Genomic DNA, 12,285 nt, shown 5'->3' on the forward strand with positions numbered 1-12,285 from the left:
TTCGGGCCGTATTCCTCGCGCGTCGCCATCAGGCCGGGCATCTCGGTCTCGGCCAGCGAGATTTCCTTGCGGCCGAAGTCGGCGAGCGAAATATCCTTGACGATGTAATCGGTGAAGGCGGGCTTCTTGGCGGCGGCGGTCATGTGGTTGATCCCTTAAAAAGCATATTCCGAAAAGCACGAATGCTTTCCGGAATACGCATGATGATTACGGAGAAAGTCAGACGGCGCGCTTCAGCGCGTCGGCCAGGTCGGTCTTTTCCCAGGAGAAACCGCCGTCCTTGTCCGGGGTACGGCCGAAATGGCCGTAGGACGAGGTGCGGGCGTAGATCGGCTTGTTGAGGTCGAGGTGCTTGCGGATGCCGCGCGGCGTCAGGTCCATCGCCTCGGCCACCGCCTTTTCGAGCTTCTCCTCGGGCACCGCACCGGTGCCATGGGTGTCGATATAGATCGACAGCGGCCGCGCCACGCCGATGGCGTAGGCGAGCTGCAGCGTGCAACGGCCGGCGAGGCCGGCGGCAACGATGTTCTTGGCGAGATAGCGCGCGGCATAGGCGGCCGAACGATCCACCTTGGTCGGGTCCTTGCCGGAGAAGGCGCCGCCGCCATGCGGCGCCGCACCGCCATAGGTGTCGACGATGATCTTGCGGCCGGTGAGGCCGGCGTCGCCGTCGGGGCCGCCGATGAAGAACTTGCCGGTCGGATTGACGTGCCAGACGGTCTTGCCGTTGATCCAGCCTTCCGGCAGCGCCTGGCGGACATAGGGCTCGACGCAGTCGCGCACCTGGCTGGACGACATGTCCTCGACCAGATGCTGATGCGAGACAACGATCTGGGTGACACCGACCGGCTTGCCGTTCTCGTATTGCACGGTGACCTGGCTCTTGGAGTCCGGACCCAGCACCTTCTCCTTGCCGGAGTGGCGGGCTTCCGAGATCAGCCGCAGGATCTTGTGGGCGTAGAACAGCGGCGCCGGCATCAGGTCGGGGGTTTCGTTGGTGGCGTAACCGAACATGATGCCCTGGTCGCCGGCGCCCTCTTCCTTGTTGGTGCCGGGCTGCAGCGCGTCGACGCCCTGCGCGATGTCGGCGGATTGCGGGTGCAGCAGGATCTCGACGTTGGCCTTCTCCCAGTGAAAACCTTCCTGCTCGTAGCCGATGTCCTTGATCGCGGCGCGCGTCACGCTTTCGATCTGCTCGTTGGTGACCGATGCGGGACCGCGGGTTTCGCCGGCGATCACCACCCGGTTGGTGGTGGCGAGCGTTTCGCAGGCTGCCCGGATCGCCCAGGGATCGAAGCCCGCCTTCTGGCCTTCACGGAAAAACAGATCGACAATCTCGTCCGAAATCCGGTCGCAGACCTTATCCGGATGACCTTCGGAAACCGACTCACTGGTGAACAGATAAGACGCGCGCATCAACCAACCCCTTTTCCGCCTGACCTCGGCGGTCCGTTATCAAAAATGTGCCTGAAGTGTCAGTCGCGACGGCGCGAGATGACGTAGGATTCGTCATAGAACCAGAGCCCGTTATGCTTGCGCAGAACTTCCCTGGTGGCATCGAGAGTGCGGCCGCTTTCTGTCATTTCCGTCAACCGGTCGTCTTCGATCTGGGCGACATACACCGCCGCGTTCCACGCTGCAAAGGCCGTGGAGGTTCCGATCGAGCCGGTGACCTCGTTGGGCAGCGCTTCCATATCATATCGGAAGATCGAGCGGTTATCGGCATATGCATTAAAGTTAAGGTCGCGCCCAGCCGACCCCAGCTCGTATTTCACCGCGCGCAATAGCTCATGACGGCTCACCGCGAAAGGATTTTCTCCGGGCCAGACCGATTGGATAATCTCCAGCCCCGGATCCTGTCCGTGGGAGTGAATTCCGATCAGGCGGCCTCCGGCCCGCAGCGCCCGGGCCAGCGGTGCTATGATACGCTTGGCGCGGAAATTCACAGAAGATTTGGCCCGGTAGGGCTGCGAAGCGATGATCAGGTCGAAATTGGCCTCGGAACGGCCGGCCCGCGGGATGATCGAATCGAGCAAAAACCGGTGGTCCTCCCGGTACAGCACGATGGCGACCGGCCGCTCATAGACCGGCATGCCCGAGCGCGGGCTGACATTGGCCCGCCAGTTCTGCTCCAGAAACGGCCCCAAAGCGGCGATCTGGGCCTCGAATTCACCCGAGGAGGCCCCCTGCAGGGCCACTTCGTGCCAGATCATGCCCGCGGCCGCCGCGGGCGAGGCCGGCGTCAGCCAGGGCGCCTCGGCGTAATACATGTTTGTCAGCACAAAAACGGTCGCCGGGTGCTCGAACAGCCGGTCCGGCACCTTGTCGAGGGTGAGCCGGACATCCTCCAGGCTGAGCTCCTTGCCGGCGATATAGAAGGGCATGTGGGGGAAGCGCCCGTGCATCGAGCGCATCACCCGCGCCAGCACCGTACCGTCGCCGACCCCGGCATCGAACACCCGCAGCGCCGGCGGCCGGGGGTGGATGCTGCCGAGTTCCAGCGCCACCCGCTCGGCGATAACCCGCTTTTCGCTGCAGGTATGGACGAACAGCAGGTACTTCTGGCGGTTCTCGAAAAACCGGAAATTCCCCCGGGGGTCGCGCTTTTCGGCGGGAACCTGGAGCCCGCGCGGCGGCGGCAGCCCGCCCGGCGTGGAAGCAGCGATATAGGCCTGAATCCGGTCCAGGGTGTCGATGGTGATGCGCTTGCCCTCGCGCAGGCGGTGCACCAGCTTGCCGTCATTGACGGCGCGGCGACCGAACGTCGATTCCGCCATATCCGCCTGCCGGCAGAACTCGGAGATCTGGGCGAGGATCTGGTCGTTTTTCATTGGGCGGGATTTGGGACCAAGCAGGTGGGCAGCGAGGGATCGCGCGGGTGTCCTAGCACTGTCTGCCCACCCTTGGAAATGTGCTCCGAGCGGCTCCTGCACCGCGGCATCATCCCGGCCGACGGCAGGTCGACGAATCCAAGCCCCAGAGGAAACGATTTCGGTACAGCCGAGCGACAATTCAGTCTAGAAATCAGGATCGATCGAAGCGGTCGCGTTTTGGCGAGATCCGACTGCCTGTTTCGATTCCTTCCAGATCAAAGGCATGGACTTTGACTTTATCCGACGCCGCAATGAATTCCGCACGACCAGCCCCCCCTGACTCAATCGAGCTTTCCAGTCGGCGTAAACGCGACCTACTCGACCACTTCGAGGGTAACAGCGAGGAACTCGATCGCTGGCGTGAATTCAACGCCGCCTATCACGATGACGACCGCAAGTTCATGCGATTTCTGATTCCGCCCGGCAAGCGAGTGCTCGAACTCGGTTGCAGTCGGGGGGATTTGCTGGCCGCCCTGGAGCCGTCATATGGTGTCGGCGTCGATTTTGGCGCCAAGGCAATCGCGAAGGCGAAGGCTCGGTATCCCCACCTGCATTTCGTTTACGGGGACATCGAAGATCCCGCCACAATGACCTCAATCGAGGGACCGTTCGACTACATCGTGATGGCCGACACGATCGGCATGTTCGACGATATCGACGGCACCTTGCGGCTGACCCAGCGATTGTGCTCGCCTTCGACGCGCATCATCATCGCCTATTACTCGCATATGTGGGAACCGATCCTGAAACTCGCCGAGACGTTACGCCTGCGCAGCAAGCAGCCCGAAATCAATTATATCGCCACCGCCGACTTCCTGAACCTGATGGACCTCGCCGACTTCGAGGTGATCAGCCAGGAGCAGCGCCAATTGCTACCGCGACGCTGGCTCGGGCTTGGGCCGTTTATCAATCGGTACATCGCGCCGCTGCCGGGAATCAGGCAGCTGTGCCTGCGGACCTACATCATAGGACGGCCGGTCCGCCATTTCCCTGACCGCAAATTTTCCGCCAGCGTTCTCATTCCCTGTCGCAACGAGAGGGGCAACATTGAAAACGCGATCCGGCGCATGCCCCGATTCGGAAGTTCTCAAGAAATCCTGTTCGTAGAAGGGAATTCCAGCGACGGCACGTTCGAGGAATGCGAGCGAGTGCGCGAGGCCTATCGGGACAGCTGGGATATCAAGGTTCTGAAACAAGACGGCAAAGGCAAGGGCGACGCGGTTCGCAAGGGGTTCAGCGCCGCGACCGGCGACGTTCTGATGATCCTCGATGCCGATCTAACGATGCCGCCGGAGGCACTGCCGAAATACCACGCCGTGATCGAGAGCGGGAAGGCCGAATTTGTCAACGGCACCCGGCTGGTCTATCCTATGGAAAGCGAGGCGATGCGCCCGCTGAATTTCATTGCCAACCGCTGCTTCGCCTATCTGTTCAGCTATCTCGTCAATACCCGCCTGACCGATACGCTGTGCGGCACCAAGGTGTTGCTGCGAAAGGACTACGAGGTGCTGGCGCGGGAGCGCGCCTATTTCGGCAATTTCGATCCGTTCGGCGATTTCGATCTGATTTTCGGCGCCGCCAAGCAGAACCTGAAAATCGTCGAGACGCCGATCCACTACAAGGCGCGCACCTTCGGCGAAACCCAAATCTCGCGCTTTCGCGACGGCTGGCTGCTATTGAGGATGGTCTGGTTCGCCTATCGCAAGCTCAAGGCTATTTGATTTCTTCGGGTCCGCGCATGCGAGCTTTGCGGCGGACCCGCCTCCGGGCCAGTCAGGAAAAGCGCCCCCCTACTTCCCCCACACCTCGTTGGCGACATCGACCGCGAGCTTCAGTTTCGCCCACTGCTCTTCCTCGGTCAGCAAATTGCCTTCCTCGGTGGAAGCGAAACCGCACTGCGGCGATACCGCGAGCTGGTCCAGCGGGACGAACTTGCTCGCCTCTTCCAGCCGCCGCTTGATGTCTTCCTTCTTTTCCAGCTCGCCCGATTTCGAGGTGATGACGCCGACCACCACGATCTTGTTGCCCTTCGGCAGATAGCGCAGCGGCTCGAAGCCGCCGGCGCGCTCGGAATCGTATTCGAGGAAATAGCCGTCGTAATTGGTGCCGGCCAGCATGGTCTCCGCCACCGGCTCGTAGCCGCCGGACGAAATCCAGGTGGAACGGAAATTGCCGCGGCAGACATGCGTGGTGATGGTCATGTCGGCCGGCCGCTCGGCGATCGCGTAGTTGATGATCCGGGCGTAGATTTCCTGCAGGCCGTCGGGATTGTCGCCGCGCTCGCGGGCCTTCTTCAACTCTTCCTGCGAGCAGAGATAGGCCCACACCGTATCGTCGAACTGAAGGTAGCGGCAGCCGGCATCGTAAAACGCCTTGACGGCCTTGCGGTAGGTCTTGCCGAGATCCTCGTAGAACGCATCGAGATCGGGATAGACATCTTTCGAGATCGCCCTGCGGCCGCCGCGGAAGTGCAGCACCGCCGGCGACGGAATCGTCATCTTCGGCATCACATGCGCGGCGTCCGCATGTTTCTTCAGGAAGCGGAAATGGTCCAGCATCGGATGGTCGGCAGGGAAATCGAGCTTGTCGATCACCCGCACCGCGTCATGCCGGGTCTCCACCCCTGCGAACTGGATGCCGGTCTCGGGATGAAACAGTTCGCATCCCGTCAGCTTGGCGAGAAAGTCGAAATGCCACCAGGAGCGGCGGAATTCGCCGTCGGTCGCCAGCTTCAGGCCGATCGAGGCCTGCTTGTGCACGACCTTTTCGATCTCCATGTCCTCGGCCTTGCGCAGGTCGTCGGCGGAGATCTCGCCCTTCTCCAGCCTGGCCCGCGCCTCCTTGATGCGCTGCGGCCGCAACAGGCTGCCGACCTCGTCGGCGCGGAAAGGGGCTTTGGTTCGCTGCATGGTCTCAACTCCCGAGGATTTTCATAGCGTTTTCAAGCGAAGTGGGTACCGGTCCGCGTCAAGCAAACGCATCAAAACAAACTAGTGTGCGACGGTGCCGGAGACGCCGAGAAAGCGTTCCAGGACGGCGGGATCGGCTTTCAACGTGCTGCTTGCCGCATCATGGACGATCGCGCCGCGCTCCAATATCACAACGCGGTCGGCAAGCCCTAGAATCTTTTGCGCGTTCTGCTCGACAATAACAGAACAAATGCCGCCGGCCCGGGTGATGGTGCCCAGCGCCTCGAGCAGTTCCTCGACGATGATCGGGGCCAGCCCCTCGGTCGGCTCATCCAGCAACAGCACCTTCGGATTGAGCGTCAGCGCGCGGCCGATCGCCAGCATCTGCTGCTCGCCGCCGGAAAGCTGGTTACCGAAATTGTTGCGGCGCTCTTTCAGCCGCGGAAACATCTCGTAGACCTTTGCCACCGTCCACGGCCCCGGCTGGGCGACGGCGGTCATGTTCTCCTCCACCGTCAGCGAACGGAAGATGTTGCGCTCCTGCGGCACCCAGCCGATGCCCGCCCGCGCCCGCTGATCCGGCCGCATCGCGGTGATGTCGATCCCGCCGAGGGTGATGGTGCCGCCGAAACGGCGGGTGATCCCGACGATCGAATTGATCAGCGTGGTCTTGCCGGTGCCGTTGCGCCCCAATAGCGCCAGCACCTGGCTTTCCGGCAGGCGCAGCGACATTCCGGGCAATACCACCGCTTCGCCGTAACCGGCGCGCAGGCCTTCGATGGCGAGCAGATCAGGCATCGGCGGCCTCGCCGAGGTAGACCGCCTTCACCCTGGGATCGCGCGCCACCTCGTCCGGCGGGCCCTCCACCAGCATCGCGCCATTGACCAGCACCGAAATGCGGTCGGCGAACGAGAACACCAGATCCATGTCGTGCTCGATCAGGAGCACCGTGACGTCGCGCGGCAACGCCGCCACGGCCGCGAGGATATCGTGGCGCTCGCTTTCGGGCACGCCGGCGGCCGGCTCGTCCAGCAGCAGCACGCGCGGCCTGGCGGCAATGGCGACCGCGATCTCGAGCAGGCGCTGTTTTCCGTAAGGCAGGGTCACCGTCAGCTCGTTCATGACGTCGAGCAGGTGGAATCGCGCCAGATTCTCCGCGATCTCGGCATTGACGTCGTCGCGCGTCCCCATCCGGCGCCACCAGTCGCCGCCGCGGCCGAGCCGCTCGGAGACCGCAAGCCCGATGGTCTCGAGCGGCGTCAAATCGGCATATAGCTGGTTGATCTGGAAGGTTCGCGACAGCCCGCGCAGCACCCTGGTGTGGACTGCCAGGTCGGTGATGTCGTTGCCCTCCAGCAGAATGCGCCCCGCATCGGGCTTGAGCACCCCGGTCAGGAGGTTGATGACGGTGGTCTTGCCGGCGCCGTTCGGGCCGATCAACGCGTGGCGGGCGCCCTGCTCTATCCTGAGCGACAGGTCCTGGGTGACCTTGAGGCCGCCGAAGCGCTTCTCCAGTCCGATCGTTTCCAGCGCAACCGTCATGACGCGTCACTTTCGGGAACCACAACGACGGCCTTGCGTCCGGCAAGCCGCCGGATCACCAGGTTGGGGAGCCACAGGGCCCAGCGATGCATGCGGGCCCGGCCGACCAGCACGATCACGACCAGCACGAGGCCGATCCAAAATAGCCAGTATTGCGGCGTGATGGTCTGGAAAACCTCCTGGAGCATCTTGAAAACGACCGCCCCGATCAGCCCGCCGTAGAGATAACCGGTACCACCGATGACGAGGACCAGCATCAGATCAGCCGATTTTTCGAATGCGAACACATCCAGCGAGGCCAGCGCCGTGGTCTGGGTGAACAGCGCGCCCGCGATCCCCGCATAAAACGCCGATAGCGTATAGACCGCGATCAGCCGCCGGTTGACGGGAATGCCGATCGCGGCCGCCCGCAGCGGGTTGTTGCGGATGGCACGCAGCGACAGGCCGAACGGCGAATGCACGATCCGCCGCGCCAGCAGGAACAACAGGAACAGCACGATCAGGCAGTACCAGAAGGCGGTCTTGCCGAACATATCGAAGGCGAACATGCCGAGAAGCGGCTGCATTTCGATGCCTTGCAGCCCGTCGGTGCCACCCGTGATGTTGGAGAAGCGTTCGCCGAGCGCCTCCATCAACAGCGCGATGCCGAGCGTCACCATCAGCCTTGTCAGGTCCACACCGCGGATGACGAGGAAACTGGTGAAGAAGCCCAGCACCATCGCCGCGAGGCCTGCGACCACAAGCGCAATCACCGGCTCGTTGATGATGCCGTGCAGCGCCAGCAACCCCGCCGAGTAGGCACCGACGCCGAAGAAGGCAGCGTGTCCGAGCGAGACGATACCGGCGTAGCCGAGGATCAGGTCGAGCGACAGCGCGAACAGCGCCAGCCGCAGGATGTCGGTCATGATCAGGTAGCGCGACGGAAACAGCAAGGGACAGGCCAGCACCAGCACCCAGAACACCACTTCACTAATGCGCCAGCGGCCGCTCGCCATCGCAGAGGTGGAGACATCGTTGCTCGCGCTCATCGGCGTCAACGCGTGGCCGTGCGGCCGAACAGACCGTTCGGACGCCAGATCAAAATCACGATCATGATGGTGTAGATCACGAACGGTCCCATCTTGGGCACGTAATACTTGCCGGCGACGTCGCCGATGCCGAGCAGCAGGGAGGCCAGAAACGGCCCGGTGATGCTGGAGGAGCCTCCGACGGTGACCACGATCAGGAAGTAGATCATGAACTTCAGCGGAAAATACGGGTCGAGCCCGAGGATCTCGGCGCTGAGTGCGCCGCCGAGGCCGGCCAGCCCGCAGCCGAACGCAAAGGTGAAGGCGAACACCTGCGGCACGTTGATGCCGAGCCCGCTGGCGGCGCGGGGATCGTCGACCGCCGCCCGCAGCCGGCTGCCGAACCGGGTGCGCGCCAGCACCAGTTGAAGCGCCACGGTCAGGAGGCCACAGATCACGATGATCATCAGCCGGTAGCGGCCGATGCCGACGCCGAAGAAATCGATCTGCCCCTCCAGCGCCGCCGGCAGTTTTATAAATATCCGCGACGACCCCATGATGTAGTCGACCGCCGCCACCGACATGAAGACGAGGCCGACCGAGAACAGCACCTGGTCGAGATGGCTTCGGGTGTAGAGGTGTCGGTAGAGCGAGCGCTCCAGCACCACGCCGATCGCGGCACTCACGACGAACGCCAGCGGCAGTGCGGCGAAGAATGGCCAGCCGGACTGGTTGACCAGCACCGCGCAGAAATAGCCGCCGGTCATGGCGAACGCGCCATGCGCGAGATTCACAAAATTCATCAGTCCCAGCGTGACGGCAAGCCCGCAGGCCAGCACGAACAGCAACATGCCGTAGGCGACGCCGTCGAACAGGATGGTGAACAGCGTGGTCATCTAGAGTAGGCCCTCATGCTGAGGAGGCCCCAACGGGTCCGAACCCGTTGGGGTCGTCTCGAAGCACGAGGGCCTCGCTCCGCTGCCCATCCTTCGAGACGCCCGCCAAGAGGCGGGCTCCTCAGGATGAGGCTTACCTCTCAGCCTCACAGGTTATTTCTTCGTCTTGCCGGAATCCTTGACGGCCTCGAAAGTCGCGAATTCGACGTTGTAGAGTTCGCCGTCGACCTTCTCGACCTTGCGGATATAGATGTTCTGCACGATGTCGCGGGTTTCCGGATCGATCGAGATCGGACCGCGCGGGCTTTCCCACTTCATCCCCTTCATCGCTGCGACCAGCGCATCACCGTCGGTCTTGCCGCCGGTCTTCTTCAGCGCCTCGTAGATCAGATGGATGCCGTCATAGCCGCCGACCGCCATGAAGCCCGGACGGCTGTTGAAGGCCTTCTTGTAAGCGGCGACGAACTCCTTGTTCATCGCGGAGGGGTGGGCTGCCGAATACAGATGCGCGGTGACGGCGCCGAGCGCGGCATCGCCCATGTTGTTCAGGAGATCGTCGTCCATCACGTCGCCGGGACCGATTACCTTGATGCCGCTCTTGTCGAGCCCGCGCTCGGCAAATTGCTTCATGAAGTTGCCGCCCTGCCCGGCGGGCACGAACACGAACATCGCATCGGGCTTGGCATCCTTCATCCGCTGCAGGAACGGCGCGAAGTCGGGATTGGCCAGGGGAACCTTGACCTCTTCGACGATCTCGCCGCCGCCGGCGGTGAAATTCTGCTTGAAGAAGTTCAGCGCGTCGTTGCCGGGCGCGTAGTCGGAGGTCAGCGTCGCGACCTTCTTGATGCCGTTCTTGGCAGCCCAGTCGCCGATGATGGTGGAGGATTGCGCCAGGGTAAAACTGGTGCGTACGATATAGGGCGAGCGCTCGGTGATGATCGAGGTGCCGGCCGCCATCACGATTTGCGGGATCTTGCCCTGGGTCGCCAGCGGCGCCGCGGCAAGGGCTGCCGGGGTCACGCCGAAGCCGGCGATGAAATTCACCTTGTCGTTGACGATCAGTTCCTGCGCGATGCGCTTGGTATTGTCGGGAACCGCGCCGTCGTCCTTCAGGATGATCTCGACCTTCCTGCCGGCGACGGTGTCGCCCTTTCGCTGCATGTAGAGCTTGACAGCATTGTCGATCTGCTTGCCGGTCGACGCCTGGCCGCCGGTCATCGGCAGGATCAGGCCGATCTTCACGCTCTCCTGCGCGCTGGCCGGAGTTGCTCCAGCCGCGACGGCGAGTGCGATGCCCGTGGCAGCCAACGACAATAAATCAGTGCGAATCGACATGAACGTTCTCCCCTGGCCGGTTTCGTGCTTCGAACCGAGTATCCCGGCTTTTGCCGTACCATAACCCCGATCTTTCAGCCATGTACCCTCGCGGCATGACGTCCTATATCGGCGCGGCATGGCGCCCGCGCGCGGCGGGGTCAATTGCAGCGGTCCGAACGCCCCGGGCGGCCATGCCGCAATTCCCGGCCAGTTGACCGGGCCAGCCGCGGATGTGACGATACGGTATCAAATGGCAACGCCCCCACGAAGCGCAATTCTATCAATTCTACTGATACGTTAGACTGACGCAATCCGGCAGAGCGACGCGGTGGATGCGCCGGATCCAATCGGGGAGCGATCGGGAGCGCCCACGAGAACTCACCAGACACGGTTGCGACCTCAAGCAAATGTCCACAGGCACCCGTCATCTTGTCATCGCCCTTGCCGTGACGCTTGCGTCGTGCGGCCTGGGCGGATGCGGATCCATCAACGAAAAGCTCGCGGCCGGAATGAGCGGTGCCATCCCGCAATGGGCCGGTGGCATGCCCGCCGATGCCCCGCCGAGGCCCGGTACCGCGAAATACGACGAGTTCATGCAGGAGCGGGAAAGGAAACGACTGCAACCCGCTGCGGAAAGAGATGACGCCAAACCCGACGCGTCATCAGCGGAGCGCATGCGATAGGCCGCAAGCAACCGCGTTAACGACGATCCGTTTAGCGATTGTACGTTCCGGTATCGATCTACTAAGAATGCACGATCGCTTTGTGCATGGGAGCGATTCGAGAGTCGCCCGGAGCGAGTGGGCCTAGTGGACGCCAAGAGAAGCGAAACCGAGCAAACCAGGAGTCTGGTCATAGGTGGCACGGGACTGGTCGGCGGCTATATCGTCGAGCACCTCCTGCGCGTGAACCAACGGCCATTTGTGCTGTCGAGATCACACCGGGGCACACCGGGAGTCGATTGGTTCCATGGCGATCTGGAGAAGCCGGATTCACTGAAGTTTCCGCCATTCACAACGCTGTTTTGCACCGCTGACGCCATTCTCCTGGCCAACGCCCTGCCCCGGCTCTTCAACCCGTCCTTGAAGCGGGTTGTCGTCTTCAGTTCGACCAGCGTGATCACGAAGCAGGACACCGAAGTCGAAGCCGAACGCGAGATGATAGGAAGGCTTGCCGATGCCGAGCGAAGAATCGCGGCGGCGTGTGAAGCGCACAATGTGGGCTGGACGATATTGCGTCCCACGCTGATCTACGCTGAAGGGCGCGACACCAATATCACGCCGCTGTCGCGGCTTATTCGCAGGTTCGGCTTCATGCCGCTGGTCGGCGGAGCGCCGGGTTTGCGCCAGCCGGTACATGCGGAGGATCTGGCGATCGGCGCGCTTGCCGCGGCCTCGAGCCGCGCTGCGATCAACAAATTCTATTCGCTGCCGGGCGGCGAGACGCTCGCCTACCGGGAAATGATCGGCAGGATTTTCGACGGCTTGCGGATGCCACGGCGCATGATTGCGGTGCCGCCTTCATTGTGGCGAGCCGGCTTCCTTGTGGCGCGTCGGCTGTTTCCGGGCGCCAACGTCGCGATGGGCATCCGCATGATGAAGGACATGACCTTCGATTCCGCGCCGGCCACGCGCGACTTCGGCTGGAATCCGAGAGCCTTCAATCCCAAATTCGACTGACGCAGTTCCGTCAGTCCATGAACACCACGGTCTTGCGGCCGTTGAGGATCACGCGATCCTC

12 protein-coding genes are annotated in these 12,285 nt (G+C 62.7%); 3 read left to right on the forward strand and 9 right to left on the reverse strand.

Translation table 11 applies throughout. From position 1 onward, the window contains the following. From Q7U29_RS20615 to Q7U29_RS20625, 3 genes are all read right to left on the reverse strand, one after another. Window positions 1-143: adenosylhomocysteinase (locus Q7U29_RS20615; protein WP_304744385.1), on the reverse strand; the 143-nt coding region annotated here is incomplete at its 3' end. A gap of 76 nt (window positions 144-219) precedes the next feature. Beyond that, a complete protein-coding gene (metK, locus tag Q7U29_RS20620) occupies window positions 220-1,416 on the reverse strand; it encodes a methionine adenosyltransferase (RefSeq protein WP_304744369.1) in 1,197 nt (398 codons plus the stop codon). A gap of 59 nt (window positions 1,417-1,475) precedes the next feature. Then, a complete protein-coding gene (locus Q7U29_RS20625; protein ID WP_304744387.1) occupies window positions 1,476-2,831 on the reverse strand; it encodes a hypothetical protein in 1,356 nt (451 codons plus the stop codon). Window positions 2,832-3,274: 443 nt separating this feature from the next. Here Q7U29_RS20625 and Q7U29_RS20630 point away from each other — a divergent pair, with 443 nt between their 5' ends. After that, on the forward strand, window positions 3,275-4,594 hold the full coding sequence (locus Q7U29_RS20630; protein ID WP_304744389.1) for a glycosyltransferase: 1,320 nt from the start codon (window positions 3,275-3,277) through the stop codon (window positions 4,592-4,594). A 69-nt stretch (window positions 4,595-4,663) separates the two neighbouring features. On the opposite strand, the gene Q7U29_RS20635 is transcribed toward Q7U29_RS20630, so the two are convergent. The 6 genes from Q7U29_RS20635 to Q7U29_RS20660 all read right to left on the reverse strand — a co-directional run bounded on the left by Q7U29_RS20635 (window position 4,664) and on the right by Q7U29_RS20660 (window position 10,563). After that, the gene (locus Q7U29_RS20635) at window positions 4,664-5,782 is read right to left on the reverse strand and encodes a cobalamin-independent methionine synthase II family protein (protein WP_304744371.1); all 1,119 of its coding nucleotides are present in this window, start codon (window positions 5,780-5,782) and stop codon (window positions 4,664-4,666) included. Between the two features lie 81 nt (window positions 5,783-5,863). Beyond that, window positions 5,864-6,580, reverse strand: coding sequence for an ABC transporter ATP-binding protein (locus Q7U29_RS20640; protein ID WP_304744373.1), 717 nt, complete (start codon window positions 6,578-6,580; stop codon window positions 5,864-5,866). Further along, window positions 6,573-7,325, reverse strand: a complete 753-nt coding sequence (locus tag Q7U29_RS20645) for an ABC transporter ATP-binding protein (RefSeq protein WP_304744374.1) — start codon at window positions 7,323-7,325, stop codon at window positions 6,573-6,575. The genes Q7U29_RS20640 and Q7U29_RS20645 overlap by 8 nt, the downstream gene beginning before the upstream one ends. Further along, window positions 7,322-8,353: a branched-chain amino acid ABC transporter permease gene (locus Q7U29_RS20650; RefSeq protein WP_304744376.1), complete on the reverse strand. Its 1,032-nt coding sequence runs from the start codon at window positions 8,351-8,353 to the stop codon at window positions 7,322-7,324. The genes Q7U29_RS20645 and Q7U29_RS20650 overlap by 4 nt, the downstream gene beginning before the upstream one ends. A 5-nt stretch (window positions 8,354-8,358) precedes the next feature. Next, complete coding sequence (locus tag Q7U29_RS20655) at window positions 8,359-9,228, reverse strand: branched-chain amino acid ABC transporter permease (protein WP_304744378.1); 870 nt, start codon at window positions 9,226-9,228, stop codon at window positions 8,359-8,361. Between the two features lie 153 nt (window positions 9,229-9,381). Beyond that, the gene (locus Q7U29_RS20660; RefSeq protein ID WP_304744379.1) at window positions 9,382-10,563 is read right to left on the reverse strand and encodes an ABC transporter substrate-binding protein; all 1,182 of its coding nucleotides are present in this window, start codon (window positions 10,561-10,563) and stop codon (window positions 9,382-9,384) included. A gap of 389 nt (window positions 10,564-10,952) precedes the next feature. Between Q7U29_RS20660 and Q7U29_RS20665 the strand changes: the two genes are divergently transcribed. Further along, on the forward strand, window positions 10,953-11,228 hold the full coding sequence (locus Q7U29_RS20665; protein WP_304744381.1) for a hypothetical protein: 276 nt from the start codon (window positions 10,953-10,955) through the stop codon (window positions 11,226-11,228). A gap of 126 nt (window positions 11,229-11,354) precedes the next feature. Next, window positions 11,355-12,224, forward strand: coding sequence for an NAD(P)-dependent oxidoreductase (locus tag Q7U29_RS20670; RefSeq protein WP_304744383.1), 870 nt, complete (start codon window positions 11,355-11,357; stop codon window positions 12,222-12,224). Window positions 12,225-12,285 lie beyond the last annotated feature (61 nt).

The sequence above is a fragment of the Bradyrhizobium sp. genome (assembly GCF_030654605.1).
GTDB lineage: Bacteria > Pseudomonadota > Alphaproteobacteria > Rhizobiales > Xanthobacteraceae > Bradyrhizobium.

Bases quoted from the DNA above. Each gene is read 5' to 3' on its own strand.
- metK (WP_304744369.1), bottom strand. From the start codon at position 1,416: ATGCGCGCGTCTTATCTGTTCACCAGTGAGTCGGTTTCCGAAGGTCAT.
- Q7U29_RS20625 (WP_304744387.1), bottom strand. From the start codon at position 2,831: ATGAAAAACGACCAGATCCTCGCCCAGATCTCCGAGTTCTGCCGGCAG.
- Q7U29_RS20630 (WP_304744389.1), top strand. From the start codon at position 3,275: ATGCGATTTCTGATTCCGCCCGGCAAGCGAGTGCTCGAACTCGGTTGC.
- Q7U29_RS20635 (WP_304744371.1), bottom strand. From the start codon at position 5,782: ATGCAGCGAACCAAAGCCCCTTTCCGCGCCGACGAGGTCGGCAGCCTG.
- Q7U29_RS20640 (WP_304744373.1), bottom strand. From the start codon at position 6,580: ATGCCTGATCTGCTCGCCATCGAAGGCCTGCGCGCCGGTTACGGCGAA.
- Q7U29_RS20645 (WP_304744374.1), bottom strand. From the start codon at position 7,325: ATGACGGTTGCGCTGGAAACGATCGGACTGGAGAAGCGCTTCGGCGGC.
- Q7U29_RS20650 (WP_304744376.1), bottom strand. From the start codon at position 8,353: ATGAGCGCGAGCAACGATGTCTCCACCTCTGCGATGGCGAGCGGCCGC.
- Q7U29_RS20655 (WP_304744378.1), bottom strand. From the start codon at position 9,228: ATGACCACGCTGTTCACCATCCTGTTCGACGGCGTCGCCTACGGCATG.
- Q7U29_RS20660 (WP_304744379.1), bottom strand. From the start codon at position 10,563: ATGTCGATTCGCACTGATTTATTGTCGTTGGCTGCCACGGGCATCGCA.
- Q7U29_RS20665 (WP_304744381.1), top strand. From the start codon at position 10,953: ATGTCCACAGGCACCCGTCATCTTGTCATCGCCCTTGCCGTGACGCTT.